The organism is Brevibacterium sp. OS20 (assembly GCF_056837565.1).
The window spans coordinates 3,653,281-3,679,487 of sequence record NZ_CM166367.1; the positions used below are offsets into that span (position 1 = coordinate 3,653,281).

General features: G+C 66.8%; 23 protein-coding genes. 9 read left to right on the forward strand and 14 right to left on the reverse strand.

The window, feature by feature from the left end:
• From ACVZTU_RS16330 to ACVZTU_RS16350, 5 genes are read right to left on the reverse strand one after another with little or no spacing between them, the layout of a single operon-like run.
• A complete protein-coding gene (locus tag ACVZTU_RS16330) occupies nt 1-1,431 on the reverse strand; it encodes an NtaA/DmoA family FMN-dependent monooxygenase (protein WP_482400864.1) in 1,431 nt (476 codons plus the stop codon).
• Nucleotides 1,424-3,265 (reverse strand): dipeptide ABC transporter ATP-binding protein, encoded by a 1,842-nt coding sequence (locus tag ACVZTU_RS16335; protein WP_482400865.1) that lies wholly within the window; start codon nt 3,263-3,265, stop codon nt 1,424-1,426. The genes ACVZTU_RS16330 and ACVZTU_RS16335 overlap by 8 nt, the downstream gene beginning before the upstream one ends.
• On the reverse strand, nt 3,262-4,200 hold the full coding sequence (locus ACVZTU_RS16340) for an ABC transporter permease (RefSeq protein ID WP_181272431.1): 939 nt from the start codon (nt 4,198-4,200) through the stop codon (nt 3,262-3,264). The genes ACVZTU_RS16335 and ACVZTU_RS16340 overlap by 4 nt, the downstream gene beginning before the upstream one ends.
• Nucleotides 4,197-5,267 carry an ABC transporter permease gene (locus ACVZTU_RS16345; protein WP_181272432.1) on the reverse strand — a complete coding sequence of 357 codons (1,071 nt, stop codon included), beginning with the start codon at nt 5,265-5,267 and terminating at the stop codon, nt 4,197-4,199. The genes ACVZTU_RS16340 and ACVZTU_RS16345 overlap by 4 nt, the downstream gene beginning before the upstream one ends.
• Complete coding sequence (locus ACVZTU_RS16350; protein WP_181272433.1) at nt 5,267-6,901, reverse strand: ABC transporter substrate-binding protein; 1,635 nt, start codon at nt 6,899-6,901, stop codon at nt 5,267-5,269. The genes ACVZTU_RS16345 and ACVZTU_RS16350 overlap by 1 nt, the downstream gene beginning before the upstream one ends.
• Nucleotides 6,902-7,413: 512 nt before the next feature.
• On the opposite strand from ACVZTU_RS16350, the gene ACVZTU_RS16355 reads away from it, so the two are divergent.
• Entirely contained in the window at nt 7,414-7,779 is a 366-nt protein-coding gene (locus ACVZTU_RS16355) for an ArsR/SmtB family transcription factor (protein ID WP_135810474.1), read from the forward strand.
• On the forward strand, nt 7,776-8,267 hold the full coding sequence (locus ACVZTU_RS16360; protein WP_181272434.1) for an SRPBCC domain-containing protein: 492 nt from the start codon (nt 7,776-7,778) through the stop codon (nt 8,265-8,267). Before ACVZTU_RS16355 ends, ACVZTU_RS16360 begins: the two co-directional genes overlap by 4 nt.
• Here the strand turns inward: ACVZTU_RS16360 and ACVZTU_RS16365 are convergent.
• Nucleotides 8,236-9,816 (reverse strand): acyltransferase family protein, encoded by a 1,581-nt coding sequence (locus ACVZTU_RS16365; RefSeq protein ID WP_181272435.1) that lies wholly within the window; start codon nt 9,814-9,816, stop codon nt 8,236-8,238. The two genes, ACVZTU_RS16360 and ACVZTU_RS16365, sit on opposite strands and share 32 nt — an antisense overlap.
• A gap of 267 nt (nt 9,817-10,083) precedes the next feature.
• Between ACVZTU_RS16365 and ACVZTU_RS16370 the strand changes: the two genes are divergently transcribed.
• Nucleotides 10,084-11,115, forward strand: coding sequence for an NAD(P)H-dependent flavin oxidoreductase (locus ACVZTU_RS16370; protein ID WP_482400866.1), 1,032 nt, complete (start codon nt 10,084-10,086; stop codon nt 11,113-11,115).
• Between the two features lie 48 nt (nt 11,116-11,163).
• Here the strand turns inward: ACVZTU_RS16370 and ACVZTU_RS16375 are convergent, their stop codons facing one another.
• The gene (locus ACVZTU_RS16375) at nt 11,164-11,895 is read right to left on the reverse strand and encodes a response regulator (RefSeq protein ID WP_259357242.1); all 732 of its coding nucleotides are present in this window, start codon (nt 11,893-11,895) and stop codon (nt 11,164-11,166) included.
• A gap of 168 nt (nt 11,896-12,063) precedes the next feature.
• Between ACVZTU_RS16375 and ACVZTU_RS16380 the strand changes: the two genes are divergently transcribed.
• The 3 genes from ACVZTU_RS16380 (at nt 12,064) to ACVZTU_RS16390 (ending at nt 15,974) form a co-directional block, all read left to right on the forward strand.
• Nucleotides 12,064-12,975 (forward strand): hypothetical protein, encoded by a 912-nt coding sequence (locus ACVZTU_RS16380; RefSeq protein WP_482400867.1) that lies wholly within the window; start codon nt 12,064-12,066, stop codon nt 12,973-12,975.
• Entirely contained in the window at nt 12,972-14,969 is a 1,998-nt protein-coding gene (locus tag ACVZTU_RS16385; RefSeq protein WP_482400868.1) for a sensor histidine kinase, read from the forward strand. The genes ACVZTU_RS16380 and ACVZTU_RS16385 overlap by 4 nt, the downstream gene beginning before the upstream one ends.
• Nucleotides 14,970-15,086: 117 nt before the next feature.
• Complete coding sequence (locus ACVZTU_RS16390; RefSeq protein ID WP_482400869.1) at nt 15,087-15,974, forward strand: hypothetical protein; 888 nt, start codon at nt 15,087-15,089, stop codon at nt 15,972-15,974.
• On the opposite strand, the gene ACVZTU_RS16395 is transcribed toward ACVZTU_RS16390, so the two are convergent.
• Together ACVZTU_RS16395 and ACVZTU_RS16400 are read right to left on the reverse strand one after the other, a co-directional pair.
• Complete coding sequence (locus ACVZTU_RS16395) at nt 15,916-16,320, reverse strand: hypothetical protein (protein WP_482400870.1); 405 nt, start codon at nt 16,318-16,320, stop codon at nt 15,916-15,918. The genes ACVZTU_RS16390 and ACVZTU_RS16395 overlap by 59 nt on opposite strands.
• Nucleotides 16,317-17,330 (reverse strand): CPBP family intramembrane glutamic endopeptidase, encoded by a 1,014-nt coding sequence (locus ACVZTU_RS16400; protein ID WP_482400871.1) that lies wholly within the window; start codon nt 17,328-17,330, stop codon nt 16,317-16,319. The genes ACVZTU_RS16395 and ACVZTU_RS16400 overlap by 4 nt, the downstream gene beginning before the upstream one ends.
• Nucleotides 17,331-17,511: 181 nt before the next feature.
• Between ACVZTU_RS16400 and ACVZTU_RS16405 the strand changes: the two genes are divergently transcribed.
• Nucleotides 17,512-18,921 carry a sensor histidine kinase gene (locus tag ACVZTU_RS16405; protein WP_482400872.1) on the forward strand — a complete coding sequence of 470 codons (1,410 nt, stop codon included), beginning with the start codon at nt 17,512-17,514 and terminating at the stop codon, nt 18,919-18,921.
• On the forward strand, nt 18,918-19,550 hold the full coding sequence (locus ACVZTU_RS16410; protein ID WP_482400873.1) for a response regulator: 633 nt from the start codon (nt 18,918-18,920) through the stop codon (nt 19,548-19,550). The genes ACVZTU_RS16405 and ACVZTU_RS16410 overlap by 4 nt, the downstream gene beginning before the upstream one ends.
• 14 nt (nt 19,551-19,564) lie before the next feature.
• On the opposite strand, the gene ACVZTU_RS16415 is transcribed toward ACVZTU_RS16410, so the two are convergent.
• Together ACVZTU_RS16415 and ACVZTU_RS16420 are read right to left on the reverse strand one after the other, a co-directional pair.
• Nucleotides 19,565-20,326: a 3-hydroxyacyl-CoA dehydrogenase gene (locus ACVZTU_RS16415; RefSeq protein WP_172171873.1), complete on the reverse strand. Its 762-nt coding sequence runs from the start codon at nt 20,324-20,326 to the stop codon at nt 19,565-19,567.
• Nucleotides 20,327-20,545: 219 nt separating this feature from the next.
• Nucleotides 20,546-21,124 (reverse strand): NADPH-dependent FMN reductase, encoded by a 579-nt coding sequence (locus ACVZTU_RS16420; RefSeq protein WP_482400874.1) that lies wholly within the window; start codon nt 21,122-21,124, stop codon nt 20,546-20,548.
• 395 nt (nt 21,125-21,519) lie between these two features.
• On the opposite strand from ACVZTU_RS16420, the gene ACVZTU_RS16425 reads away from it, so the two are divergent.
• Entirely contained in the window at nt 21,520-22,179 is a 660-nt protein-coding gene (locus tag ACVZTU_RS16425) for a TetR/AcrR family transcriptional regulator (RefSeq protein WP_482400875.1), read from the forward strand.
• A 66-nt stretch (nt 22,180-22,245) separates the two neighbouring features.
• On the opposite strand, the gene ACVZTU_RS16430 is transcribed toward ACVZTU_RS16425, so the two are convergent.
• From ACVZTU_RS16430 to ACVZTU_RS16440, 3 genes are read right to left on the reverse strand one after another with little or no spacing between them, the layout of a single operon-like run.
• Nucleotides 22,246-24,051 (reverse strand): dipeptide ABC transporter ATP-binding protein, encoded by a 1,806-nt coding sequence (locus ACVZTU_RS16430; RefSeq protein WP_482400876.1) that lies wholly within the window; start codon nt 24,049-24,051, stop codon nt 22,246-22,248.
• On the reverse strand, nt 24,048-25,109 hold the full coding sequence (locus ACVZTU_RS16435; protein ID WP_482400877.1) for an ABC transporter permease: 1,062 nt from the start codon (nt 25,107-25,109) through the stop codon (nt 24,048-24,050). The genes ACVZTU_RS16430 and ACVZTU_RS16435 overlap by 4 nt, the downstream gene beginning before the upstream one ends.
• Entirely contained in the window at nt 25,109-26,200 is a 1,092-nt protein-coding gene (locus ACVZTU_RS16440) for an ABC transporter permease (RefSeq protein ID WP_139469086.1), read from the reverse strand. Before ACVZTU_RS16440 ends, ACVZTU_RS16435 begins: the two co-directional genes overlap by 1 nt.
• Between the last annotated feature and the right edge of the window lie 7 nt (nt 26,201-26,207).

Consider the following 26,207-nt stretch of genomic DNA (forward strand, 5'->3'; position numbering starts at 1 on the left):
TCAGCCCACCTCCTTGAGTTCGCGGGTCGGAGCGTCGGGGGTGCCGGCGACACCGATCTCTGTGGTGTCGGTTTCCGCGGCGGCGGTGCTGCGGGCTTCGCGGCGGGCCTCGGCCCAGTCGACGGCGGTGCGGGCGGCGGGCAGTCCGGTGTTCTCGCGCAGGGACCCGCCCGGATACTCGGTGCGGTAGACGCCGAGTTCCTGGAGTTCGGGCACGACCTTCTCAACGACCTCGTCGAGTCCGCCGGGGGTGAGGTGGGGGACGAGGATGAAGCCGTCGGCGGCCTTCGTGCGGACCGCCTCGGCGAGGTCGGTCGCGACCTGGTGCGGGGTGCCGACGTAGGAGTGACGGGTCGAGACCCGGATGACGAGTTCTCGGGCGGTGAGGTTCTCGGCCTCGGCGATCTGCCGCCAGGAGGCGATCGTGGCTTCCGCGTTCTTGATGTGCTTGACCCGGCCCTGCGAGATCGATTCGCCGGCCGGCGGCACATCGGGCAGAGGTCCGTTCGGGTCGAAGGCGGAGAGGTCGCGGTCCCAGACGCGTTCAAGGAAGGCGATAGCACCGGCCTCGCTGACCTGCTGGGCGGCGACCTCGCGGGAGCGTTCGGCCGCCTCGGCGGGGGTGTCGCCGAGGATGACGGAGACTCCCGGGTAGATCTTCAGGGAGTCTTCGGTTCGGCCGTAGCGGGCCAGCCGGGATTTCACGTCCGCGTAGAACTTCCGTCCGGATTCGGGGTCGGAGTGGCGGGTGAAGATGACGTCGGCCGAGCCGACGGCGAAGTCACGGCCGGAGTCCGAGTCCCCCGCCTGGAAGACGACGGGGTGACCGCCGGGCAGGGCGCCGGCGGGGAAGCGTCCGGCGATGTCGAAGAAGTCGCTGGCATGCGTGCACGACCCGTCACCGGCGGCGGTGTCCCAGAGTCTCCGAGCCACGTCGATGAAGTCCTCGGCGCGGCGGTAGCGGTCGGCGTAGTCGAGGTAGCCGCCGCGGCGGAAGTTCTCGCCTGTGAAGGCGTTGGAGGTCGTGACGACGTTCCAGGCGGCGCGACCGTTCGAGAGGTGGTCGATCGTCGCGAGCCGGCGGGCGATGTCGAAGGGTTCGTTGAACGTCGAGCTCAGAGTTCCGGCCAGGCCGATGCGCTTGGTCACGGCGGCGAGCGCGGACAGTACGGCCGTGGTGTTCGGACGACCGACGACGTCGAGGTCGAAGATCTTTCCCTGGTGTTCGCGCAGGCGCAGGCCTTCGGCGAGGAAGAAGAAGTCGAAGAATCCGGCCTCGGCGGTCTGTGCGAGGTGAGCGAAGGAGTCGAATTCGATGTGGCTGCCCGAGGCAGGATCGGACCATACGGTCGTGTTGTTCACGCCCGGGAAGTGCGCGGCGAGGTGGACCTGCCGCGGCTGGCCGGGGATGCTGCTGTCGAATTCAGGCATGGGATGCTCCTGTCAGTTCGGTGGGGTTCGGGGTCAGCGATACGTCGCCGGTGTCGGTGGACGTCGCGCGCAGGTCGGTGTCGGTGGTCTCTGTCGAAGTCGCGCGCTCGGCCGTGCGCACGGCGGAGTCGTCGAAGCACGGCACTGCGTCGATGAGCGCCCGCGTGTAGTCGTCACGGCTCTCGTGCAGCACACGAGCAGTCGGCCCGGATTCGACGACACGTCCGTCCTTCATCACGATCACCTCGTCGGCGATCTGCTCGATGACGGCGAGGTCATGGGAGATGAAGAGGTAGGCGACGCCGAGGCGATCCTGCAGGTCGACGAGCAGCTGGAGGATCTGCGCCTGCACGCCGACGTCGAGTGCGGAGACGGGTTCGTCGAGGATGATCACCTCGGGGTCGACGGCCAGCGCACGGGCGATCGCGAGCCGCTGCCGCTGCCCTCCGGAGAGCTCCCGCGGCGTGCGGGTGAGCAGGCTGTGATCGAGGGCGACGGAGTCGAGCAGCTCCCGCACGCGTCCCGGCCGGTCGGCTCGGGTGCCGATGCGGTGGCCGCGCAGCGGTTCGGTGAGAATCCGCTCGACCGTGTAGTGCGGGTCGAGAGCCGCGCTCGAGTCCTGGTGGACGTACCGGATGCGCCGTCCGAGGTCCTTCCGTCCGTAATCGGTGACGGGCTTTCCGTGGAGGGTGATCTGGCCGGAATCCGCTCGGTCGGCACCGAGCAGGATCCTCGCCGAGGTGGTCTTCCCCGACCCGGATTCGCCGACGATTCCCACGGTCGCCCCGGCCCGCAGTGAGATGTCGAGACCGTCGACGGCGGGACGATCCCCGCCGAAGTTCCGCACGATGCCGCGGCCGGACAGGACCGCCTCGGCGCCGGTGTGGGTCTCGGTGGCGCCAGCGTCGGTGCTCGGCCGCAGTCTCCCCCACCCGAGGTGCGGGGCCGCGGCGAGGAGCGACTGCGTATAGGCATGCTGGGGGTCGGCGAGGACGGCTTCGGTGGGCCCGGTTTCGACGATGCGGCCGGCCTGCATGACCAGCAGCTTTGCGGCGCGTTCCTTCGCGACGCCGAGGTCGTGGGTGATGAGCACGAGCGCGGTCTGCGAACCGGCGACGAGGCCGCCCAGCACGTCGAGGACCTGTTTGGCCACGGTCGCGTCGAGCGCCGAGGTGGGTTCGTCGGCGATGATGAGCGCCGGCCGGGCGGCGATCGCATTGGCGATGAGCACGCGCTGCCGCTGCCCGCCGGAGAGTTCGTGCGGGTACCGTCGCCCGTGGGTCTGCGGGTCGAGTCCCACGGCGGTGAGAACCTCGGCGATACGGGGTCTGATCTGCGGTTTCGCATAACCGTTGACGGTCAGGGTCTCGGCCAGGGCGGAGGCGATCGTACGCACCGGGTTGAGCCCGGCGCCCGCGTCCTGCGGCACGTACGCGATTCCCGTACCGAGGATCCGCTGCCAGGTGCGCGGCTTCGCCGAGGTGAGGTCCTCGCCGAGGTGGCTGTGCGTGTGCGCGTGAACCTTCGTCCCAGCCGGGAGGAGTCCGGTCAGGGCCGCTGCCGTCGTGGATTTGCCGGATCCGGATTCGCCGACGATCGCGAGCGTGTCACCGGGGGCGAGACTGAGGTCGATGTCCGCGATCGCCGGGGTGGGAGCACCGGGGTAGGTGACGCTCAGTCCCGCAACCTCGAGGACCTCAGGGTCCTGAGGCGACAGGGTCGACCGGGCCCGGATCGGTGTCGGCTGGGCCTCGGTGGTCTCCAGACCGGCATCGTCGAGGAGTTCGGTGCCGGCACCGGCTGCGGGCCAGGCGAGGAGATCGGTGTTGATCATCGGAATTCCTTCTCGGAGTTGACGGCGTGGGAGAGACGGTTGGCCGCGAGCACTACCGCCGCGACGACGAGTCCGGGGAAGGTCGTCATCCACCAGGCTGCGGCGAGGAAGTCGCGGCCCTCGGAGACGAGCAGACCCCATTCGGGCTGCGGCGGCGGGGCGCCGAAGCCGAGGAAGCTCAGTGCGGAGACGGCGAGCACAGCGGACCCGAACTCGAGTGCGAGCAGCGCCCCGATCGGGCCTCTGACCTGGGGCAGGATGTGCCGGGCTAGGACCGATGCGGCCGAAAGTCCGTCGGCGCGGGCGGCGCGGACGAATTCGGTCGAGCGCCACCGGATCACCTCGGCGCGGGTCAGCCGGGCGAACGAGGGCACGGCCGCCACGCCGACGGCCACGGCGACGTTGAGGGTGCCGAAGCCGAGCGCGGTGATCACTGCCATCGACAGCAGCAGGCCGGGCACGGCCTGGAGGACATCGACGGTGCGCATGAAGATCGCGTCGAGCACCCCGGTGAAGAAGCCGGCGAGGAGGCCGATGAGGACGCCCGCGCCGACCCCGATGAGCACGGCGGCGAGGCTGGCCGACAGGGTCTGCGCGGACCCGTGGATGGTGCGGGCGAAGACGTCGCGGCCGAGCTGATCGGTGCCGAAGACGTGCTCGGCACTGGGTGCCAGGAGGCGGTCGGTCGGGTTGCCGGTGAGCGGATCGACGCTGGTGAGCAGGGTCGGCCAGACGGCGGCGAGTGCGGCGAGTCCGAGGACGATGATCGCGATGACTTCGACGATCCCGATGCGGGTGGAACCCACCGCCGAGGTGAGTCGACGCAGCCGACCGGGCGTGCCGCCGCCGGGGACCCGGTCCTCGTGGGGCCGGTCTGCACCGGGCCCGGTCGGTGCGATCTGATCGTTCTTCTGCAGTTCGGTGACCAGACTCATGAGCGCCCTCCTTCGGTCGTCGTCGATGCGGACTCTGCCGTCGAGCCCGCCGGGTTCACACCGGCGGTGGCGTTCTCACGGTCGGCCGCCTCGGCGAGGGTGTGCCCAGTCGTCGATTCGAACTTCCGACGAGCGGCCCGCAGCCGCGGATCGAGCAGCGGGTACAGGAGGTCGGTGATGAGGTTGACGAGGACGAACACTGCAGCGGCGAAGAGGACGATGCCCTGGACGAGCGGAATGTCCTGCCCGGTCACAGCGGTCTGTGCGAGGCGGCCGAGGCCCTGGCGGGAGAACACGTTCTCCACGACGACGGACCCGGCGAGCGCCTGTCCGAAGAGCACCCCGCCCATCGTCAGCGCCGGCAGCAGCGCGACGGGCAGCGCCTGGCGCAGCAGCAGCCGCAGGCGGGTGTATCCGGAGGCGTGGAAGGTCGTGACGAAGGGTTGGATCCACGCGTTCTGCAGCGAGCGGAAGAGCACCTGGGCGATGATCGCCGACAGCGGGATCGCCAGGGTCACGGCCGGCAGCACGATCGCGGCCGGGGAACCGGTGCCCACTGCAGGGAAGAGCGGGAAGCGGAAGGAGAAGACCTGCAGCAGCATCAGCCCGACCCAGAACGTCGGCAACGCCACTCCCAGTCCCGGCAGAGCCGCGAGGGTGTCGCGCAGCCACGGGCGGCGGGTCAGGGTCGCGGCAACCGCGATGACGATCCCCACCGCCAACGCGAGACCTAAGGCCAACGCGGCGAGTGCGAGCGTCGGGGGCAGGGCGGCGGCGATCGCCTCGGTGACGGGGGTGCCGGCCTGGATCGAGGTGCCGAAGTCAAGGCGGACGACGGCCAGGAGGGCGAGCAGGTACTGGATGGGCAACGGCTGGTCGAGGTTGAACTCGGCACGAAGCCTGGCCACCTCGGCGGGGTCGAAGCTCTGCAGCTCTCCCCCGGCGCCGAGCATCGTGATGACCGGATCGCCGGGCAGCCAATAGAGGAGGAAGAAGCTGAAGGTGAACGCGATCCACAGGACGAGCAGTCCTTGGGCCAGCCGGGAGGCCAGGTAGCGCAGGCTCATCACCGCTCACCGTCCAGCCAGGTGTCATAGAGCTGGAAGCGCGAGGAGGCCTCGTACTTGAAGTCGTGGACATTCTTGCCGGTGCCGATCACTCCGGAGAGTTCGACGATCGGAATCGAGTAGCCTTCGTCGATGAGGATCTTCGCGGCCTTCGTGAAGTCCGCCGTGCGTTCCTTCTCGTCGAGCGTCGAGGTCGTGCGGGCGAGGATGTCGTCGAGCTTCTCCTTCTTCTTCCTCGCGTTGCCGTTCTGTTCGTCGACGCCGAAGTAGTTGCGCAGAACATCGCCGTCGGCACGGGTGAGGTTGCCGAAGGTCAGTTCTTCCTTGCCCTCGGCCTGCTGGGCGGTCACCTCGGCAGTGGTCTTCTTCTCGAGTTTGAGGTCGAAGCCGATCTCTCGCAGCTGCTGCTGGACGAGCTCGAGGAATGGGGCGTCCTGCCAGTAGGTCAGCGTCGTCGACAGCTTCTTGCCGTTCTTGACCCTGATGCCGTCGTCGCCGGGCTTCCAGCCGGCATCGTCGAGGAGTCTCTTCGCCCCGTCCGGGTCGTAGGCGAGCAGATCGGAGAGGTCTTCGTACTCAGGGGTCGACTTCGCCAGCACCGAGGTGGCCGGAGCCTGGTGCTGCGAGATCACGCTCTGCAGCTGGTCGCGGTCGATGCCCTTGACGAGCGCCTGACGCACCGACTTGTCCTTGGCGATGTTCCCGGTGAGCTTGGGCACGAGGTTGTAGACGACGCCCGGGTTCGGTCGGGAGGCGATGCCCAGTCCCTGCGCCTCGAGGGTTTTCTCGTCCTGGGATTGGACGGAGAAGTCGACATCTACCTGTCCCGACAGCAGTGAACCGTTGCGCACCGAGGCCTCGGGGACGATGGAGAATTCGATGCCGTCGAGGTGGGCCGGCCCTTCGTGCTCGGCGATCGATGACGGCCAGTCGTAGTCGTCGAACCGGGCGAGCTCGATCGACTTGTTGTGTTCGAAGGACTTCACCTGGAACGGGCCGGTGCCGACGATGTCTCCGGTGCAGCGTTCCTCGGGGGACTTCGCGAGTGTGTCGGAGGAGTAGAAGCCCAGCGACATCGTCGACGTCGCCTGGAGGAACTGGGCGTTGGACTTGTCGAAGGTGAATGTCACGGTCTGCTTGTCGGGGGTCTCGATCGACTTCAGCCCGTCGAGGTAGGTCTGCCCCAGGGAAGCCTTCGCGCCGAGATCCTGGATCGCTTCGAAGTTCTCCTTCACCGAGGCGGAGGTGAAGTCCGTGCCGTCCTGGAACTTCACCCCGTCGCGGAGGTGGAAGGTGAAGGTCTTCGCATCATCGGAGACATCCCAGCTCTCGGCGAGCCACGGCTTGATCTCCTGGGTCTCCGGATCCTGATCGGTGAGCGAGTCCGTGATCTGACGAGTGACATTGAGGGTGACGTTCGTGCCCTGCTGCTGTCCGTCGAGGCAGGTCGGATCGACGTCGTAGGCGATCTTCAGAGTTCCGCCGTCCTGAGGTGTGGCATCTTCGTCCTCGGCCTGTGCCGATCCGGAGCACCCGGCGAGGAGGAGGGAACCTGCTGCGAGCACGGCGAGAGCGAAGTGAGAGCGGCGCTGCGGCGAGCGGGTCGGAGCGGCGGGAGAGCTGATGGTGGTCATGGGTGTCCTGGGTGGTGTCAGTGGTGGATGTGAATCAGAGGTGATTGCGAAGGTGTCGGCGCGAGTTGCGACGATCACGGGCCGACCATTCGGCAGTGATTGCTCAACATATCGCCGGAAAGATCAAGCGCTTTCTGTTCGGCGCCCCAGAATCACGCGAGAACGCGGAGCGTCCGGCGGGGCGAGGCGAGCGAGGCCCGACAGCCTCCGCCGCAGAAAAGCCCGGGCGCCCGGAATCGGCGGTAAATCAGCCGTTGACGAGCCGGAACATCGGCATGGGCAAGCAACAGTCAAGAGCTTCGAACCGTGCGGACAGCGCCCAGGTCTGCGAATTCTTGAAAGCGATCATCATGCCCTCTGCTGAAGTGATGTCGTGGAATGTTGACGATCAACACCGTATCAGTAAACTCAATTGCTCAACAATAGTTGAGTATGATCGTCGTCATCATTCGTCACAGAACTTTCAGCCGCCCTCTTCCCATAGGCCGCCCCAGGGTGTAATACTTAGCCTCATGGTTAAGTATTCGGATGAGCTCGATGCGATGTTCTCGGCATTGGCCGACCCCACTCGCCGCAGCGTGATCGCGCGTCTCGGGCGGGGACCGGCCAGCGTCGGAGAGCTTGCCGAGCCGTTGTCGATCTCGCTGCCGTCGTTCATGAAACATGTGCGCAGCCTCGAATCGTGCGGCCTCATCCGGACCGAGAAGTCCGGGCGCGTGCGCACCTGTGTGCTCAACCAGGATCGGTTCCATCTGCTCTCGGGTTGGCTCGAGGAACAGCGGCGCATCTGGGAACGCGCCACCGACCGGCTCGAACAGTTCGTCACCACGGGTTCCGTCGACTCCGACGGGCCCACCCCGACCAAGGAGGAATCATGACCACTCAGCTCTCTCGCACCCGCAATCAGAATCCAGACCTCGACCTCAGCATCCAGCGGATCATCCGCGCCCCGAAGCAGGCGATCTGGGATGCTTGGACCACGCCGGATCAGCTGGCCCAATGGTGGATTCCGGCACCGCTGAGTCTGCGCGTGGATTCGCTCGAGCTCGCTCCGGGCGGTGCCTTCGTCACCCGGATGAGCGAGGACGGCACCGAATGGCATCCGCATGTCGATGCGGTGTTCCTCGTCATCGAGGAAGGCAGCCGCCTCGTGTTCACGAACGCCGTCAGCAGCTCCTGGCACCCTTCGCTGCCGGACCCGGTGGCGATGACCACCGAGATCATCCTCGGCGATCATCCCGACGGCACCGACTACCGCGCCATCGTGCGGCACGGCAGCCCGGAGCAGCGCGCCCGGCATGAAGAACTCGGGTTCTTCGACGGCTGGGGCACTGTCACCGACCAGCTGGCTGCCGCAGTGGAGTGAGCCCGGCCGACAGGACGAGCGAACCCATCAGCAGGCCGGCCGCCACGACCGTCCAGATCATCGGCGCGATTCCGACGAGGAGGGCGATCGCAATGCCCATCGTGGCCGCTCCGACAGCGACAATGGCGCGCGCCCGCGAGCTGAATGCCTGGACCGGGAAACCCTGCGGAAGGACAGCACGGACAAGCGCTGAGAGGCTGCGACCGACTGCGGCCAGTCGCTGTTCGGAGGGGAACGGGATCCGCTCCGCGGCCATGGCGACCAGCGCGGAGAGTCCCATGACTGCAAGCAGCCACGGCAGACGCGTCGCCCACCACCATCCCGACTCGATCTCGGGAAGGATGAACTCGGCGACGGTGCCGGTCGGCAGGTCGAGCAGAATCCCCGTCGGGAAGCCGACGACTGTCTGCGCCAGCCATCCGAGAGCGCCGATGAGGACGATGACGACGCTCATATGCCACAGGTAGACCTGCATTCCGTAGGAATTGCCCCAGGCGATGACCCGCGCCCAGAACTGGGCGGTCAGAATTCGGGAGGAGGGGGCCGCCTCGGCGAGGGCTGCGGGGGCTTCTCTTGGAACCATCGTCGACTCTGCGGACAGCCGATCGACGTTGAGCGCCTGATTCAGCCGGGCATGGAACAGATGCAGCACACAGAGCTGCGCGACGCCGAGCAGGACGAGGGCGCCGGTCGGCGGATTGAGGTTGACGAGCATATTCGGGCTGTACACCCCGGCTGCCACGAGTCCGCCGAGGAGACCCAGAGCGGCCGCAAGCGCCGACCACACCACGGGACGGCTGATCGGGCGGTCGGAGGCCTCGGCGAAGAAGAACCCGAGCTGTTGGATCAGCGGCCAGACGACGACGAAGTTGAGATAGCCGAGGCCGGCAATCCCTGTCGTTCCGGAGAGAACGTCGACGGCGATGACGGCACCGGCGAGGACTGCCAGGGACCGCCTCGGCGCTCTTTCATGGAAATGGACCGCTACCGGCACCAGCGAGGACAGGCCGAGATAGACGGCGAGGAACCACAGCGGCTGGCCGATGCGGCGGCTCGCCTCGGCGATGAGTTCGGAGGAAACGCCCATGTCAGCGGCCGCGGACAGTCCGATTCCGGCAATGACGACGAGGACAGCTGTGGGTACGGCGAGGCGGCGCAGTCGGGCGCGCAGATAGTCGGTCCAAGTTCCGCCTCGAGCACGGGTGCGCCGCCATCCGGTGATGCCCGCGTATCCCCCGATGATGAAGAACAGGGGCATGACCTGGAAGAACCAGGACGCTGCGGCGAATCCGGCGGTCGTCGACAGCGCGACCGTCGGCGCCACTGTGCCGTCGGAACCGAGCACGGCCGCGCTCATCATCGAGTGGAGGATGACCACGACGACGAGGCAGCCGAACCGGATGAGGTCGATGGCCTGGTCGCGGTGGGGTGTGGCGGCGGTGTGGGTTTCGCGAGCCCGAGGTTCGGCGGGCGGGGCGACCGCGCTCTCGGGGGTTCGGACGACCTCGGTGCCGGCGGGCAGGGCCGGGTCGTTGAGCATGAGTGTCATGGCAGTTCCTTGTCAGAGTCGTTCAGTACCGATCACAGGGAATCGGGGCGATGACACCGAAGTTAGGAACCGCGTCTGCCTCGGCACATCACGCCGGAGAGCCCACCTCTCCCCCGCCGACCGATACTTCCGAGGGATACCTTCGACCGGTCACCTCATACTCGCCGCGGCCGATCGTGTGAGAATGGCGATGAGCACGCACGACCACGCGGCCGCCTCGCTCGGCTACAGACGCCGAGCCCGGGCCGCCGATAATAGGAGAGAACCGTGACGATCGCCTTCGCGAAGACCTCACTGCCCATCATCGGTGCACCCATGGCCGGTGGGACGACGACGCCCGAACTCACCGAGGCTGTCGCCCGGGCCGGCGGATTCCCCTTCGTCGCCGGCGGGTATCTCACCGCCGAGGCTCTCGCCCCTCTTATCACACGGATGCGCGAGACGACCTCGAACTTCGGCGTCAACCTCTTCGCTCCGAATCCCGTCCCTGTCGATCGCGAGGCTTTCGACGGGTTCGTCAGTGCGCTCGAACCGGCCGCTGCCGCTCGCGGTATCACGCTCGATCCCGAACCGGTCGAGGATGACGACAACTTCGACGACAAGCTCGACTGGCTCACCGAGCACCCCGTTCCTCTGGTCTCGCTGACCTTCAATCTGCCCACCGCCGAGGCGGTCGACCGCCTCCACGCCGTCGGCACTCAGGTCGTCGCCACGGTGACCTCGGTTGCTGAGGCCCGTGCGGCCGCCGAAGTCGGGGTCGACGGGCTCATCGTCCAAGGTCCGCACGCCGGCGGACATTCGGGTACGGCCGATCCGACGCGGACCATCGAGGACCGCGCGACCGTCGATCTCGTCCGTGACATCCTCGCCGAGGTGGACCTGCCCGTGGCAGCCGGCGGCGGAGTCGACGGTGAGGCCATGGTGGGAGAGCTCCTCGGTGCGGGGGCGAGCTCAGTCGTCGTCGGCACCCTGCTTCTGCGCTCCGACGAGGCAGGAACGGCACCCACTCATCGGGCTGCACTGGCCGCCGACGAGTTCACGGACACCCAGCTGACCAGGGCGTTCACCGGACGCCCCGCGCGTGCGCTGGTCAATGACTTCGTGCGGACGTTCGACCCGATCGCCGTCGACGCCTATCCGGCCGTGCACCATCTGACGAAGGAGTTCCGCGCCGCGGCGAAGAAGGCCGATGACCCGCACGGCCTGCACCTGTGGGCCGGAACCGGATACCGCAGCGCCCAGGACGGATCCGCAGAGACCATCGTCAAGGACCTCGGAGCCGGCTTCGCCCGCGAGTAGTCGGCGAGCCGGCGTCCCCCGCAGACGCGCCTCTCCGAACCGCGCCGCTCAGTTCCCGGCGACGACCAACCCGGACTCGTAGGCGGCAACGACGATCTGGGTGCGGTCGCGCAACCCGAGCTTCGACAGGATCCTCGAGACGTGGGTCTTCACGGTCTGTTCGGCGAGGTACAGCTGTTCGGCCACCTCGGCGTTGGCGTGCCCCTTCGCCACCAGGGTCATCACGTCGATCTCCCGGTCGGTGAGCTGACCGAGCACCGCGGTGTCCTTGGCCACGGTGGGCCCGGCGACGTATTCGGCGATGAGGCGGCGGGTCACCGAGGGCGCGAGCAGCGATTCCCCACCGGCAACGACCCGGACAGCGGTGATCATGTCTTCGGCGGTGGCGTCCTTGAGGAGGAATCCGCTCGCACCGGCGCGGAGCGCGGAGAACACGTATTCGTCGGCGTCGAACGTGGTGAGCATGATGACTCGCGGGTGGTCCCCGGGCATGTTGAAGATCGCTCGGGTGGCGTCGAGCCCGTTGAGCGTCGGCATCCGAATGTCCATGAGGATGACATCGGGGCTCGTACGGCGGACGAGGTCGACGACGGCGGACCCGTCATCGGCGCTGCCGACGACCTGCATGTCCGACTGCGCGTCGAGCAGCGCCCCGAACCCCTGCCGCACCATCGCCTGATCGTCGACGATGGCGACCCTGATCGTCGTCTCCGACGGAGGCGGCACACTCGCCGAGGCGGCTCCTCCGTCCCCGTTCCCCGCGTCCTCAATTCCCGGCATGGTCCAAACCTACCGGACAGCGGGGTCGCAGAACCCGCGCAATCCCCGAGAATCCGCCGCTTGGGTCCGGTTTCGCGCAGATCTCATCCTCATGGGTGATACGTGCGGCGCTCATTTCACTCCAGCGTATGATGTGCCGGCGCACACCGGCTCCCTAACGTTCGAGTCATGATCATCACCGCCGTCATCCTCGCCACCGCAGCAGCGTTCTGTCTGGCCTTGGGCACCCACTTCCAACAGCATGCCGTGGCCACCATGGCTCCGGGCCTGCGCCGTCGCGCTGCCTGGGCCACCGGGCTCGGTCTCATGGGGCTGGTCACGGTGCTCAACGTCATCGCGCTCGGACTCGGCCCGGTCGCCATCGTCCAGCCCATCGGCGCGGTCTCTCTCGTCTTCGCCGTCCTCATCGGCCGGCGGTGCTTCGGGCTCCGCCTCGGTGCTCCGCTGCTCATCAGCATCGCGGTCACGCTCTTCGGGATCTTCTCCTTCGTGGCCACCTCGGCGAGGTTCGCCCACGACATCTCCGTAAACGCACAGTCGGTGACGTGGCTGCTCGCCGTGCTCATCGCCCTCACCGTCTTCGCGGGGCTGTTCTCGTTCAGCTCCGCCGGCCACATCCCCCGGGTCGTCATGACCGGGATCGTCTTCGGCACGGTCGCCGCGGCCACGCACGTCCTCGCCCGATCCGTCGTCATGTCGGGACTGCCCGGACTCGATACGTTCGGTCTGCGCTGGTGGGCGCTGTTGGGCGCGGTCGGCCTGGCCTCGGCGGCGGGGTTCTGGCTCGTCCAGACTGCGTACGCCTGCGGCCCCGCCGAGACCGTGCTGGCCGGCCTCACCGTCATCGATCCGATCGTCGCCGTCATCATCGGTGCCGCATTCTTCGGCGAGTACACGGGCCTGACTCCGCCGGCCACTCTCGGTCTGCTCGTCTCCGCAGCCATCGGCATCGGCGGAGTGTGGATGCTCTCGCGCTTCCACCCGAAGGTCCTCGAATCCCGCAAGACCGCTCGCACTGAGACTGCGGTCGGCACCGCGCAGACGTCCTCGCACACAGCACAGGAAGGAATCACGCTGTGAACCACTCCCCCGTTCTCACCTCCCCCGCACCCGCCGACGCGTACGCTGGAGACGTGCCCCGCCCAGCAGAGCCTCCGCAGATCGGCCCGAACTCCCAGGCGGCCGCAGGTTCTCGGACCGCGACCGCGCCGAGTTCGTGGTGGGCCAGAGTGTGGCACAATCTCGGTCGCGATGCCGGCCTCGTCGCCCCGAGCCTGCTCATCTCCCTTATCGCGTTCCCGGTGCTCATCGCCCTGTTCTCCGTCTCGATCGCCACTGTCATCGTCTGGGTCGGCGTGCTCCTCCTGCCGCTGACACTCACCGTCGCCCGCGCGTTCGGTAATCTCTCCCGGGCCCGTGCTCGTGCGTGGGGTGCCCCCATCGCCGAGGCGGCTCCCCGTCCCCGTGGACGCGGACTCCGCTGGTGGTTGGCTCCGCTGTCCGATGCGCGTGCGTGGTTGGATCTGCTCTTCGAGGCAGTGTTCGCACTGCCGATCCGGCTCTTCACGTTCTCGATCTCCCTGGCCTGGTTCGCAGGCGGTCTTGGCGGGATCACGTTCTTCGTCTGGGGCAGGTTTCTCCCCGAAGACGAAGGCGATACCGTCGACTGGGTGGTCGCCTGGGTGACGAACTCCCCGGTCACTGACCTCGGGTTCTCCGCCGAGGCGACGTTCCAATTCGTCACGGGCATCGTCCTGCTGCTGACTTTCCCCTTCATCCTCCACGCCATGGCACTGCTCGAGATCGTCTCGATCCGCGCTGCCGGGTCGACTGATGGGGCAGCTGTCTCCGCGCAGGCGACTCGCTCAGAGCGGTCGGCTCATCCGGCGCAGTCGTCTGCACTGTCGGCCATCGCCGGGAGTCAGGGGTGGTTCTGGCTCATCGCAGCGTTCGTCGGGGTCGTGCTCGTCGCGGTCGCCTGGCCGGTGACCACCGTGCTCTACGGTGTCCCGACAGTCTTCGCGATGGTTCTTGCGTTCAGTCTCAGCGCCGCGCTCCTGTTGGCAGTGCGCTGGCCCATCCCGGCGATCGGCCTCGGCCTCGTCGCTCAGCTGGCAGGCATTCTGCTCACTGCGGAAGTCTCGGGAGTGGTCCGACCGTTCACGGTCACCTCGCTGCTGGCTCTCGTGTTCCTTCACCTCATCATCGGTCTGCGGCACCGCTGGATCCACCTCGTCGCACTGTGGTCGGGTAGTGCGCTCATCGGCGGGCTCGCTCTGGTCCTGCCGCATGCCGGCGAGCTGCCCGGGGCCTTGTCGAACGTCATCACCACCGCGGCCGTCGCCGCCGGTGCCGGAGTCATCGGCGTCATCGGCAACCTGCTCATCAAAGGTCGCAGGCAGCTCGAATCCGAACGCGAACTCAGCGCCGCGGAGCTGGCGAAACGGCAGGAGCTGGAAGAACGCAACCGCATCGCTCAGGAACTCCATGATGTCGTGGCGCACAGCATGTCGGTCATCAGTGTCCAGGCGACGACGGCGAAGTACCGGCTGCCCGGACTCGATGAGCGCAGCCTCGGTGAATTCGATTCGATGGCCTCATCGGCCAGGCAGGCGCTGACGGAGATGCGCGGATTGCTCGCGATCCTCCGCGGTGGCCGGGATGCCGACCTGGCGCCGCAGCCGACCGTCGACGACATTCCCGCTCTCGTCGATGTCACGCGCGGCTCCGGTGCGGTCGTCGATCTCGACTTCCCCACCGACCCCATGTCGCTGCCGCCGACGACGAGCCTCACGGCCTTCCGCGTGGTTCAGGAGAGTCTGTCGAATGCGCTGCGGCATGCCGCCGGCGCACCAGTGGCGGTCACCGTCACAGCCATCGGCTCCCGGCTCGAGATCTCCGTGCTCAACGGGGAACCCGACGGCGGGGCGGATGCGGGTGGGCACAGCCACCTCGGCGGAGGTTTCGGCATCAAAGGGATGCGCGAACGCGTCGAAGCCTTGGGCGGGAGCCTGCAGGTGGGGCCGACCCAGCACCGTGGTTTCGAGGTCAGGGCGTCGCTGCCGATGGAGTGAAGGTCCGAGGAAAGGGCTGAGGCGGCGCGGATTCGCGCCGAATCAGGCGAGCGTCGGGCGTCCGGTGCCATACTGGAAGTCCCCTCATGCTTTCCCATTCGGAAGGACTGTTTCCCCATGTCACAGCCGCCTCCTTCGCCATCTGCATCTCCGCCTTCGCCGGCGACCGCCTCGGCGTCGGATCCGAAGGCACCGAGACGATCGGTGCGGATTCTGCGGCGCACGATCGCCATCATCATCGTCGTGGCTTTCAGCCTGGCTGCGGCCGGCGGGATCATCGTCCTCCTCGGCGACATCGAGTCCGAAGCGACGTACAAAGTCATCGGCACCACGGCTCTGACCGGCGCCGTCAGTGTCGCAGCGTTCTGCGGTGCCACGCTCATCGGTCGCCGGACCCAGTGGTTCGGGATCGTCACGATCGGCATGGCTACGGTCACGATGGCGCTGAGCCTGTGGTTCCTCCGGGGCGACCCCTATGCAGATCCTGACAGCTATGAACTCGAAGAGGTCCTCTTCCAAGCCCTGTCCTCGTTCGCCCTCCTCACCGCTGTCGCCTCGATATCCGCGCTCATTCTGCTGCTGGTGCCCCGGTCCTGGGTGGTGCGGGTCGGGCTGCCGATCACGCTCGGACTGCTTGCTCTCGGCACGAGCCTGGTTCTCGTCACGATCTGGGTGGAACCGGCGTGGGAACTCGAGTGGCTGACCCGCCTCAACGGGATCGTATGGATCCTCGCCGCACTCGGGGTCGTCGTCGTGCCGCTGACTTCGCTGCTGCTCAGGACCGGGTCGAAGCCTGCGCGCGCCGACCGCGCCGGCGAGACGTCAGCCCGATCGACTCAACCGTCGTCGTCCCAGCCGTCGTCCCAACCGACGCCGGCTCTGTCGCCTTCGACGCTCGATCGCATCAACGCCGCCGCGCGGGCCAAGGGCATCACTGCAGATGAGCTCATCGATCGGCTTCTGACCGCGGAGCCTCGAACCCCTTCGGCAGACGAGAGTCGATGAAGCCTGCGACGAAGGCGCCGATGACGAGCAGGACGAGGAGCGCGATCATGCCGGCGAAGTTCGACAGCACAGGGTTTGTGAAGTCGAACAGTCCCGGCCAGATGGCGTAGACGACCACACAGCACACGCCCACGAATCCGAACACGTTGAGCGTCGCCTGGCCCGCGGACCGTGCGCGCTTCCCGCTGTGTTTTGAGGCTTCCTCTTCGGGGGTGCCGAACCCGGCGTCGGGTGTCGTCCCCGCCGCCTCGGCCCTGTCTTTGACCTCGTGGAGGACGGTGAGGACCTGGTCTTCTTCACACCCGCGCTTGCGCAGGTTCTGGGCGAGCTCGCTGTAGTAGCTCATGACAGGTTCGCTTTCGTTTCGGTGTCGGCATTCACATCGCTGTCCACCGCGGTTTCCTCGTTCTCTGGGCTGTCCCCGCGGGGACGCATCGGTTCACGGTCGGTCGGGCCGCCTCGGCGAAAGATCGATCCACCTCGGCGGAGATGATCGAGGACGACGATGATGCCGAAGACGATCGGAGCCGCTATCGACATGACGACCTCGACTGTGGGGGCGCTCGTCGCATTGAGGTCGGCACCGGCGAGCACGCCCAGACCGAACGCGAAGACGTTGTTGACGATGTGGAAGGCGATTCCGGCCTCAAGACCGCCGGTGATGATGGTCAGGGTGCCGACGATGACGGCGAAGATGCCGACGTCGATGAGTCCCGGCAGGTCGTAGACGTGGCCGACGACGAAGATCGGCACGGGGATGAACACGGCCCACGCGGGGTGGCGCAGCCATGAGCCGATGATGTTCATGGCCAGGCCGCGGAAGACGATCTCCTCGGCCGTTGCCTGGAACGGAACGAGGAGGATGATTGCGATGAGCATGGCGAGCACTTGGCTGTTCCACACGATTCCCAAGGTCAGGTTGCCCATCGACCCGTCGGAGAAGGCGACCATGACGATCGCGCAGACCATCCATACGGCCGCACCGACCAGCAGATACCGGCCGAGCTGCCCCCATCGCATGCCGCCGCAGAGCGAGATCATCGAGGAGAAAGAGCGCCGGTAGATGCATAGGGTCGCGAGCTCGGCGGCCGGCCACATGAGGATGACGTTGACGAGTCCGAAGAGGACGCCCGTGGTCGTGTTCATGTCGATGAGGCGTTCCGACCATGTGTTGAAGCCACCGTCGACGCCGAGGGCGAAGAGTGCCCAGAGAAGGAAGCCGACGAACAGGACGACGATTGCGATGAGGTAGAACACCGCGGTCAGGAGCGCGACGAGGATCGGCTTGAACCACCTGTTGTCGGGCAGTGCGGCGAACTGACGATGATAGTGCATAGTGTGGGGTCGGTTTCTCATGTCTCCACCCTTTCGAAACCGGCGGCCGCCCACCATCGGTCAAGGGCATGATTCATGTCATCCGATCGGATGAATGCGCACGTCAGGGCGCATCCGGCCGGGCTGCCGCGCCCTCGCGGCCGCTCCGAATTCATCCTTTCGGGCGACACCCTCGCGGCCCGCGCCCGGGTAGGCTCGAAGGGTGACACCTCGCCCCGCCCGCCGCCCGCTCGCGCATGCCCTCCTCTGGACCGGCATCTCCGCGGTCGTCGGCGCGCTCATCCTCTTCGTTGTCATCGGAAACCAGTGGCCGAACCCGAAACCCACCGGTGCTGAGGCGGACGCGCTCAGTGCCGAAATCTTCGTACACATCGTCTTCGGGCTCGTATCCTTCGTCTGTCTGCCAATCGTGCTCGTCTTCGACGGACGCCGGATTCCGCGCAAACAACTGCGTCCGAAGGTCCTTGCCTCAGAGAAGCTGCGCGAATTCCTCACAGTCACCGGGCACGGCGGTGATGAGTTCCTCGCCGCCGACGGATCCGTCGAATCGCTTCAGCGGCGACCGGGAGGCTGGATTCCCGTCACAGTCGGGATCATCGGCATACTCCTCGGCACGGTCAGCATCCTCGGCGCCTTCGCCGCTTCGATCATGCTCATCTCACTGTCGGCCCGGCGCAGTTGGGCCCTCGACTTCGTCGCACTCGCCGCCACACTGGCAGCCTTCTCAGCGACCTATGTGCTCACTCCACAGGCCGCGGGAGCCTTCGATCTTCCCGTGTTCGTCTTCGGCGGCACGATGTACGCCGTTATCGTCATCGTCGGTGTCATCCGCGGTGCCCGCGAGCAGGGCTTCATCGACTCCGCCGCCCAGACCCTGCTGCGCGAACGCTCCCGGCAGGACCGCGCCATCGCCGAGGTGCGACGCGGCATCGCCCGCGATATGCACGATTCCCTGTCCCACCACCTCTCCGTCATCGCCATGTATTCCGGTGCGCTGTCCGTGCGGCAGGACCTCGACCCCGACGAGGTGCGGGAGAACGCCCGCCTCATCGCCGATGCCGCCCGCCGCTCCGGCGTCGAACTCCGGGAGGTGCTCACCATGCTCCGCAGCGACGATCAGGGCACGGTCATCGACCCCGACATCGACCGCCTCGTCGCGGCCAGGGGCGACACCGCTGAGCTGCGCTACCTCGAACCGGTGACGGGCGCGGCGCTCCACCGGTGCGGGGCACTCGAGCAGACGACGATCTACCGCTTCGTCCAGGAGGCGATCACGAACGCGGTCAAGCACGCACCAGGCCAGACGGTGACGATCAAGGTCGGCTTCGATGAGGCCGACGGTCACCTCGTGCTCGTCGCCAGCAATCCGCACACAGGCCTGGCCCCGGCCTTCCGCGCCGGAGCGCAGCAGCTCGTCTCCGGATCCGGGTTGGGACTGCTCGGACTGCGGGAGAGAATGGAGGCCATGGGCGGCGATCTCACCGTGACGACCACTCCGGAGTTCACCCTCCGTGCCCGCATCCCCGTCGACGCCGACATCTTCACAGACGGCGACGCCCTGGGTATGACCGAAGCGACCGACCCCCGCGACGAGCAGGAGACACAGCCATGAGCATTCGGGTACTCATCGCCGACGACGAATCGCTCATGCGCTCGGGTCTCAAGCTCCTCCTCGGCGCGGCGACCGATATCGAGGTCATCGCCGAGGCGGTCGACGGTGTCGAAGCCATCGACCTCGCCCGTCGGCTGAGTCCCGACCTCGTACTCATGGACATCCGGATGCCCCGTCTCGACGGCCTCGAGGCCGCGCAGACGCTGCTGTCCGATCCCGAACATCCGCAGGTGCTCATGCTCACGGCCTTCGGGACCGACGATTTCATCCACCGCGCCCTGCAGTCCGGGGCGGCTGGTTACATCCTCAAGGACACCCCGCCGGAAGAGCTCATCAACGCCGTCCGCGCGGCAGCCGACGGCACCCGCACCCTGTCGGCGACCGCCCTGGCCACGTTGATGTCGTCCCGTCCGGCCGCCTCGACGTCGGGTCAGGATCCGCTGGCGTCCCTGTCGACCAGGGAACGGGAGATCGCCGAGGCGGTCGCTCAGGGTTTGACGAACGCGCAGGTGGCGCGGTCGCTGTTCGTATCGACGGCGACGGTGAAGACCCACCTGGCGCGCATCTTCGACAAGCTCGAAGTGACCTCGCGGGTGCAGCTGGCGCTGCTCGTCAACGCCCGCCGCTGAGCCTCCCTAGGCGATCATTTCGGAGCCATTCGAATGGCGCCGTCGAGGCGGATCGTCTCACCGTTGAGCATCGGGTTGGCGACGATCGCTTCGACGAGCTGCGCGTACTCGGCGGGCTTGCCCAACCGGGCCGGGTGCGGCACGGACTTGCCGAGGGATTCCTGCGCCTCGGCGGGCAGACCGGCCATCATCGGGGTCTCGAAGATGCCGGGGGCGATGGTGACGACGCGGATGAGAGAGGCGGCGAGTTCGCGGGCCATCGGCAATGTCACGGCGGCCACGGCACCCTTGGACGCCGAGTAGGCGATCTGGCCGATCTGCCCGTCGAAGGCGGCGACGGAGGCGGTGTTGACGATGACTCCGCGCTCTTCGCCGTCCGGCTCCTGCTGCTGCATGGCCGCAGCGGCGAGGCGGCAGACATTGACGGTGCCGACGATGTTGATGTTCAGCACCTTTTGGAATGCCTCGAGCGGCAGCGGACCCTTGCGGGAGACGAGCTTGCCGGGGGTCGCGACGCCCGCGCAGTTGACGACTACGCGCAGGGCGCCGAGCCCGGTGGCGGTGTCGACGGCGGCCTGAACCTGCTCTTCGTTCGTCACGTCGGCGGTGACGAAGTGGGCGGAATCGCCGAGTTCGGCGGCGACCTGCTGCCCCACCTCGGCGTTGAGGTCGACCATGACGACCTGGGCGCCGGCGGCCAAGAGGCGTTCGGTGGTGGCGCGGCCGAGTCCGGAGGCTCCGCCGGTGACGAGGGCGACGGTGTTCGTGAGATCCATGAGTGTCCTTTGCATCGCTGAGCGAACAGTTGATCACTGCGACTCTAACGCAGATGTGGGGACGGTCACTGTGCACGGTCGGGTGGGGCCGCCTCGGCGCGGGATCACCCTGACGGCGGCGTCGGTCGCGACGGGGACGATGTCGGTCGACGCGGGGACGACAAAGCCCGCCGGTCGGGTGACCGGCGGGCCTGTCTCAGCTCAGCTGCGAGGGCGGACTCAGGCGGCCTGCTCCTCGGCACCGGCTTCGCGCACGGACTTCAGGGCCTCGCCCCAGGCGACGATGTCGTCGACCATGGAGGCGAACGGGGCGGCCGAGATCTCGGTCGGGGCGAACGTACCGTCGGCGACGTCGGTGAAGATCGAGAACGATGCCTGGTCGCGGACGACGGCGAGCTTGTAGTTCGCGAGGATGTGGCGCAGGTGCTCAGCGGCGCGCACTCCCTTGTCGGCGCCGTAGTTCACGATGCCGGCGACCTTGTGGTTGAACTCGGTGGCGACGAAGTCGAGGGCGTTCTTCAGCGAACCGGAGATCGAGTGGTTGTACTCCGGGGTGACGAAGATGAAGGCGTCGAACTCTTCGAGCTTCGCGCCCCAGGCCTTCGTGTGGTCGTTGGCGTACATCTTCGCACCGGCGGGGATCACCTCGTCGAGGAGGGGCAGGTCGAAGCTGCCGAAGTCGACGACCTCGGCGCGGACGTCATCATTGGAAGCCAGCTGCTGCTCGACCCAGCTCACGATCTGCGGGTTGAGCGCCTGCGGGCGGGAAGTTCCGGGGATGATGGCAATGTTGAGCATATGCGTCCTCAAATCGTTGAGCGGTGTCCACCGGCCGGGCGGCCATGGCGGTCGAGTTCACGGGCGGAGCCTGCGACCTCGGCGAACCGGGTCGGCTCAGTTCCACACTGGCCAACATTGTTGAACCCTCAATCATTCCCGGATCGAGAGTGACCCTGGTCACTGGTTGAGGCTGGGCCAGGTCACTGACCGGCCACTGCCCGATCACTGTCCTGGTGACAGGGCCCGACGAAGCCCGCGACCGGTCGCAACGGGCGCCGAACACGGTGATACCGTAATTCCCCGCGAAATCAGGCCCGCAGAGACCACCTGTCGTGTATGGTCGTTGGGCAAGTGAAAGACTGTTCGTTAAAAAGTCGGCTTCAACGGAAAACAAGGCAAGGAGTCCGGTCATCGTGCGCTCAACCAACGGCCGCAACAATATTCTCCGCTCGGCCCGGGACACCTTCGCGGACAAAGGATTCGACGGCGCGTCCATCCGCGATATCGCACAGACAGCAGGTCTGAGCCTCTCAGCGCTCTACTACTACTTCCCGTCCAAGCAGGAAGCTCTCTACGAGCTCGTCCACACAGCCTATACCTGGTACGTCGAGCACTGCCGAGCGGTCATCGCCGACGTCGATGACGATGTCGTCGATCAGCTGGCCGTGGCGGTGCGCTACCTCGCCCGCTATCGCATGGAGAACGTCTCGGTCTCCACCGTGCTGCTGCGCGACACCGAACGGCTCACCGGCGACAACGCCGTCCGCGTCAAAGAACTCCAGCGAGAGGCCCGCGAGATCATGGGCGATATCGTCCAGGCCGGCATCGATGCAGGGAAGTTCCACGTCAGCAGTGCGGCTCTGGCCACTCGCGCCATCCACTCGATCTGCAACTCGCTCTCACTGTGGTACCGGCCGACGGGCGACCTGACGCCTGACATGATCGAGCGCGACTTCACTCAGTACTCGATGCGCATCCTCGGCATCGACCCCGACGAGGCCGAACTCGACCGCCTGCTGGCCCTGCCGGTCAACCAGGCCGGAATGCTCGACTTCATCGCCGACACCAATTGACCCCTTACTACCTGACGGCGGCGCAGCAACCTCGCGCGAGGTTGCTGCGCCGCCGTCAGGTAGTAATTAGGGGGTTGGGCGGAGGGTTCTTGCCAGCTCGCGGCGCTTCGCCTGCTCCTTCGGGTCCGGGACCGGCAGTGAGGCGATGAGGCGTTTCGTGTAGTCCTCCTGCGGCGCACCGAGCACCTGCTCACCCGTGCCCTCTTCGAGCAGCTCGCCGTGGAAGAGCACCCCGATGCGGTCGGAGAGCATATCGACCACGGCGAGGTCGTGGCTGATGAACAGGGCCGCGAAGTCGAAGCGGTTCTGCAGCTCGACGAAGAGCTCGAGCACCTTCGCCTGCACGGACACATCGAGCGCCGAGGTCGGCTCGTCGGCGATGAGCAGCTCCGGATCGAGCGCCAGTCCGCGCGCCAGGGACGCCCTCTGCCGCTGACCGCCGGAGAGCTCATGCGGATACCGCGCCGCATACGCCTTCGGCAGCTGCACAGAATCGAGGAGTTCGGCCACTCGCTGCGACCGGTCGTTCGCACTCATCTCCCGGCGGTGGATCGCGAACGGTTCGGCGATGCACTCCCCGATCGACAGATGAGGATTGAACGAGGCCGCCGGGTCCTGGAACACGAACCCGATCCGTCGCCGGATCTTCGAGAACTCACGCTCCTTGAACCCGACCATCTCGTGCCCGAGGACGGAGAGGCTGCCGCCGCTGGCCCTGGTCAGGCCCGCAATCGCGCGTCCGATCGTCGTCTTGCCCGACCCCGACTCACCGACGAGCCCGTAGACTTCGCCGGCCTTGATATCGAGGCTGACCTTCTTCACCGCGTGGAAGTCCGGCTTGCCGATCCCGCCCGGATAGACGATATCGAGCTCGCGCGCGGTCACGATCGATTCGCGTGCGTCCCCGTCCTTCGCCGAGGCGGCTCCCTCCTTCGCCGAGGCACCCCCGTCCGACGTCTCCCCCGCCGAGGCGACCCCACCCGAGGCCTCCCCCGTCGAGTCAGTGCGCGCTGAGGCGGCGGCCGCCTTGCGGCTTCCGGCCACGGTCGACCCGATCCGCGGCACCGCGGCGAGGAGTTCGCGCGTGTACTGCTCCTGCGGATCGTTGAAGAGCTGCTCGACGGTCGAGACTTCGACGAGGTCGCCGCGCAGCATCACGGCCACTCGATCGGCGAGGTCGGCGACGACGCCCATGTTGTGGGTGATGAGAACGATGGCAGTGCCCGTCTCGTCTCGCAGATCGCGCAGCAGGTCGAGGATCTCTGCCTGCACGGTGACGTCGAGTGCGGTGGTGGGCTCGTCGGCGACGATGAGCTTCGCCCCGAGAGCGAGGGCCATGGCGATGACGATGCGCTGCTTCTGCCCGCCCGAGAACTGGTGCGGGTAGTAGTCGAAACGGCTTTCGGCATCGGGGATCCCGACCTGCCGCATGGCCTTGACTACGCGCGCCTTGAGGTCGGCCTTGTTCGCCTTCCTATCGTGCGCGCGCAGACCTTCGGCAATCTGCCACCCGACCGTGAAGACGGGGTTGAGCGCCGTCGACGGCTCCTGGAAGACCATCGCCACATCCCGGCCGCGCATGGCCCGCAGCTCATCGGCGGAGACGCTGAGCACGTTCGCACCGGAGATGACGATGGCCCCGGTTCGCTGCGCCGTCTCGGGCAGCAGACCGAGGATGGATCGGGCGGTCACGGTCTTGCCGGACCCCGACTCACCCACAATCGCCAGCACCTCACCGGGCGAGACGCTCAGCGACACGTCCTTGACCGCGTGGACGTCCCCGCCGTCGGTGGAGAAGGTGACGTCGAGACTGTCGACATCGAGGATGCTGCCCGTCGCCGAGGCGGTCCGCTCGTGTTTCTGCTTGCTCATGCCGTGACCTCCGCGGGCTTGACGTTCTTGACCTTGGCTTTGCGTCGCACGCGCAGACGCGGGTCGTTGAGGTCGTTCATCGACTCACCGACCAAGGTGATTCCCAGCACCGTGAGCACGATGGCCACGCCCGGGAACACCGCCGTCCACCACACACCGGAGGTGACGTCCGGCAGTGCCTTGTTGAGGTCGTATCCCCATTCCGACGCCGAAGTGGGTTCGATTCCGAAGCCCAGGAACCCGAGTCCGGCCAAGGTCAGAATCGCCTCGGAGGAGTTGAGTGTGAAGATCAGCGGCAGGGTCCGAGTAGCATTGCGGAAGATGTGCTTGGAGATGATCCGCGTCTTCGAGGCGCCGAGGACGATCGCCGATTCGACGAACGGTTCGGCCTTCAGCCGCAGCGTCTCGGCACGGACGACGCGGAAGTACTGCGGGATGAAGACGACCGTGATCGAGAATGCGGCCGCGGCGATGCCGCCCCACGCACTCGACTGACCGCCGGAGATCGCAATCGACATGACCAGCGCCAGCAGCAGGGTCGGGAAGGCGTAGACGGCATCGGCGATGACGACGAGGATGCGGTCGAGCCATCCGCCGATGTAGCCGGAGACGAGACCGAGGATGACACCGGCGAAGATCGACATGACCACGGCCACGACGATGACGGCCACTGCGGTCTGGGCGCCCCAGACGACACGGGAGAAGACATCGTAGCCGCCGACGGTCGTGCCCCAGATATGGGTGCCGCCGGGTGGCAGCTTCGACCCGAAGTTGCCCTCGGAGGTGCCCAGCTGGTTGAAACCGTACGGGGCGATGAGCGGAGCGAAGATCGCGCAGATGAGCACGATTCCGCACAGCACGAGGCCGGTGATGAGCATTCCGCGCTGCAGCCCCACGGACTGGCGCAGATGCGAGATGATCGGCAGGCGGGAGAACCAGGACTTCTTGGCCCGGTCGTCGAACGCCACTGCCGGTACTCCGGAGCCGGGAGCCTCCTCGGCGAAGGTCTGGGCCCCTTCAGCCGGGCCCTGGTTCTGCGGGTTGTCTGGAGTAGACATCAGTACCTCACTCTCGGGTCGATGAACGCGGCGATGACGTCGACGAGGAAGTTCGTGACCGCGACGATGACGGCGAGGAACACGACGATTCCCTGCACTGCCACGAAGTCACGGGCGGTCAGGTACTCGGCGAGTTTGAAACCGAGTCCCTTCCACTCGAACGTCGTCTCGGTGAGCACGGCGCCGGCGAGCATGAGCGCGATCTGCATACCCATGACCGTGATGATCGGGATCAGCGCTGGACGGTACGCATGCTTGGTGACCAGGCGGTATTCGGAGATTCCGCGGGATCGACCGGAGTCGACGTACTGCTGCTCGAGCGTGCCGATGAGGTTCGTGCGCACGAGCCGGAGGAACACTCCGGCGGTGAGCACGCCGAGGGCGATCGCCGGCAGCACCGCATGGGCGAGCACATCGCCGAGGACCGAGAAGTTGCCGATGCGCAGGGCGTCGATGAGGTAGAACCTCGTCGGGCCGACGACACCGGACATGATGTATTCGGTCTCTGTGGTGCCGCGGCCGGCGACGGGCAGGATCGGCAGGAAGACGCCGAAGACGAGCTTGAGGATCATGCCCGCGAAGAACACCGGGGTCGCATAGCCGAGGATCGCGAGCACACGCAGTGCCGCGTCGGGCGCCTTGTCGCGGTGGTAGGCGGCGAGCATGCCCAGCGGGATGCCGAGGATGAACGCGACGATGAGCGCGTAGAAGACGAGTTCGACGGTCGCTGCTCCGTAGTTGAGCAGGATCGACGAGACCGGCTGCCCGTCGGAGACCGCTGTACCGAAGTCGCCCTTGAGCAGATTGCCCAAGTATTCGAAGTACTGGACGAGGATGGGCCGGTCGTAGCCGGCGGCGTGGACGCGCTCGGCCAGTTGGGCCTTCGTCAGGCGTCCTCCCAACGCTGCGGTGATCGGGTCACCGGTGATGCGCATGAGGAAGAACACCAGAGTGGTGAGAATGAAGATGGTGGGAATGATGAGCAGGAAGCGGATGAGGACATAACGTCCCAGACCGCCTCCCGAGGGCTTCTTGACCGCGACCGAAGTCTCGGCGGCCTCAGCCCCTGGTTCGCTGATGGCAGCAGACATGTGTTCC

What these genes read in the sequence shown, in the direction of transcription:
- ACVZTU_RS16330 (WP_482400864.1), bottom strand. Translation starts at nt 1,431, where the DNA reads ATGCCTGAATTCGACAGCAGCATCCCCGGCCAGCCGCGGCAGGTCCAC.
- ACVZTU_RS16335 (WP_482400865.1), bottom strand. Translation starts at nt 3,265, where the DNA reads ATGATCAACACCGATCTCCTCGCCTGGCCCGCAGCCGGTGCCGGCACC.
- ACVZTU_RS16340 (WP_181272431.1), bottom strand. Translation starts at nt 4,200, where the DNA reads ATGAGTCTGGTCACCGAACTGCAGAAGAACGATCAGATCGCACCGACC.
- ACVZTU_RS16345 (WP_181272432.1), bottom strand. Translation starts at nt 5,267, where the DNA reads ATGAGCCTGCGCTACCTGGCCTCCCGGCTGGCCCAAGGACTGCTCGTC.
- ACVZTU_RS16350 (WP_181272433.1), bottom strand. Translation starts at nt 6,901, where the DNA reads ATGACCACCATCAGCTCTCCCGCCGCTCCGACCCGCTCGCCGCAGCGC.
- ACVZTU_RS16355 (WP_135810474.1), top strand. Translation starts at nt 7,414, where the DNA reads ATGGTTAAGTATTCGGATGAGCTCGATGCGATGTTCTCGGCATTGGCC.
- ACVZTU_RS16360 (WP_181272434.1), top strand. Translation starts at nt 7,776, where the DNA reads ATGACCACTCAGCTCTCTCGCACCCGCAATCAGAATCCAGACCTCGAC.
- ACVZTU_RS16365 (WP_181272435.1), bottom strand. Translation starts at nt 9,816, where the DNA reads ATGACACTCATGCTCAACGACCCGGCCCTGCCCGCCGGCACCGAGGTC.
- ACVZTU_RS16375 (WP_259357242.1), bottom strand. Translation starts at nt 11,895, where the DNA reads ATGCCGGGAATTGAGGACGCGGGGAACGGGGACGGAGGAGCCGCCTCG.
- ACVZTU_RS16380 (WP_482400867.1), top strand. Translation starts at nt 12,064, where the DNA reads ATGATCATCACCGCCGTCATCCTCGCCACCGCAGCAGCGTTCTGTCTG.
- ACVZTU_RS16390 (WP_482400869.1), top strand. Translation starts at nt 15,087, where the DNA reads ATGTCACAGCCGCCTCCTTCGCCATCTGCATCTCCGCCTTCGCCGGCG.
- ACVZTU_RS16395 (WP_482400870.1), bottom strand. Translation starts at nt 16,320, where the DNA reads ATGAGCTACTACAGCGAGCTCGCCCAGAACCTGCGCAAGCGCGGGTGT.
- ACVZTU_RS16400 (WP_482400871.1), bottom strand. Translation starts at nt 17,330, where the DNA reads ATGAGAAACCGACCCCACACTATGCACTATCATCGTCAGTTCGCCGCA.
- ACVZTU_RS16410 (WP_482400873.1), top strand. Translation starts at nt 18,918, where the DNA reads ATGAGCATTCGGGTACTCATCGCCGACGACGAATCGCTCATGCGCTCG.
- ACVZTU_RS16415 (WP_172171873.1), bottom strand. Translation starts at nt 20,326, where the DNA reads ATGGATCTCACGAACACCGTCGCCCTCGTCACCGGCGGAGCCTCCGGA.
- ACVZTU_RS16420 (WP_482400874.1), bottom strand. Translation starts at nt 21,124, where the DNA reads ATGCTCAACATTGCCATCATCCCCGGAACTTCCCGCCCGCAGGCGCTC.
- ACVZTU_RS16430 (WP_482400876.1), bottom strand. Translation starts at nt 24,051, where the DNA reads ATGAGCAAGCAGAAACACGAGCGGACCGCCTCGGCGACGGGCAGCATC.
- ACVZTU_RS16435 (WP_482400877.1), bottom strand. Translation starts at nt 25,109, where the DNA reads ATGTCTACTCCAGACAACCCGCAGAACCAGGGCCCGGCTGAAGGGGCC.
- ACVZTU_RS16440 (WP_139469086.1), bottom strand. Translation starts at nt 26,200, where the DNA reads ATGTCTGCTGCCATCAGCGAACCAGGGGCTGAGGCCGCCGAGACTTCG.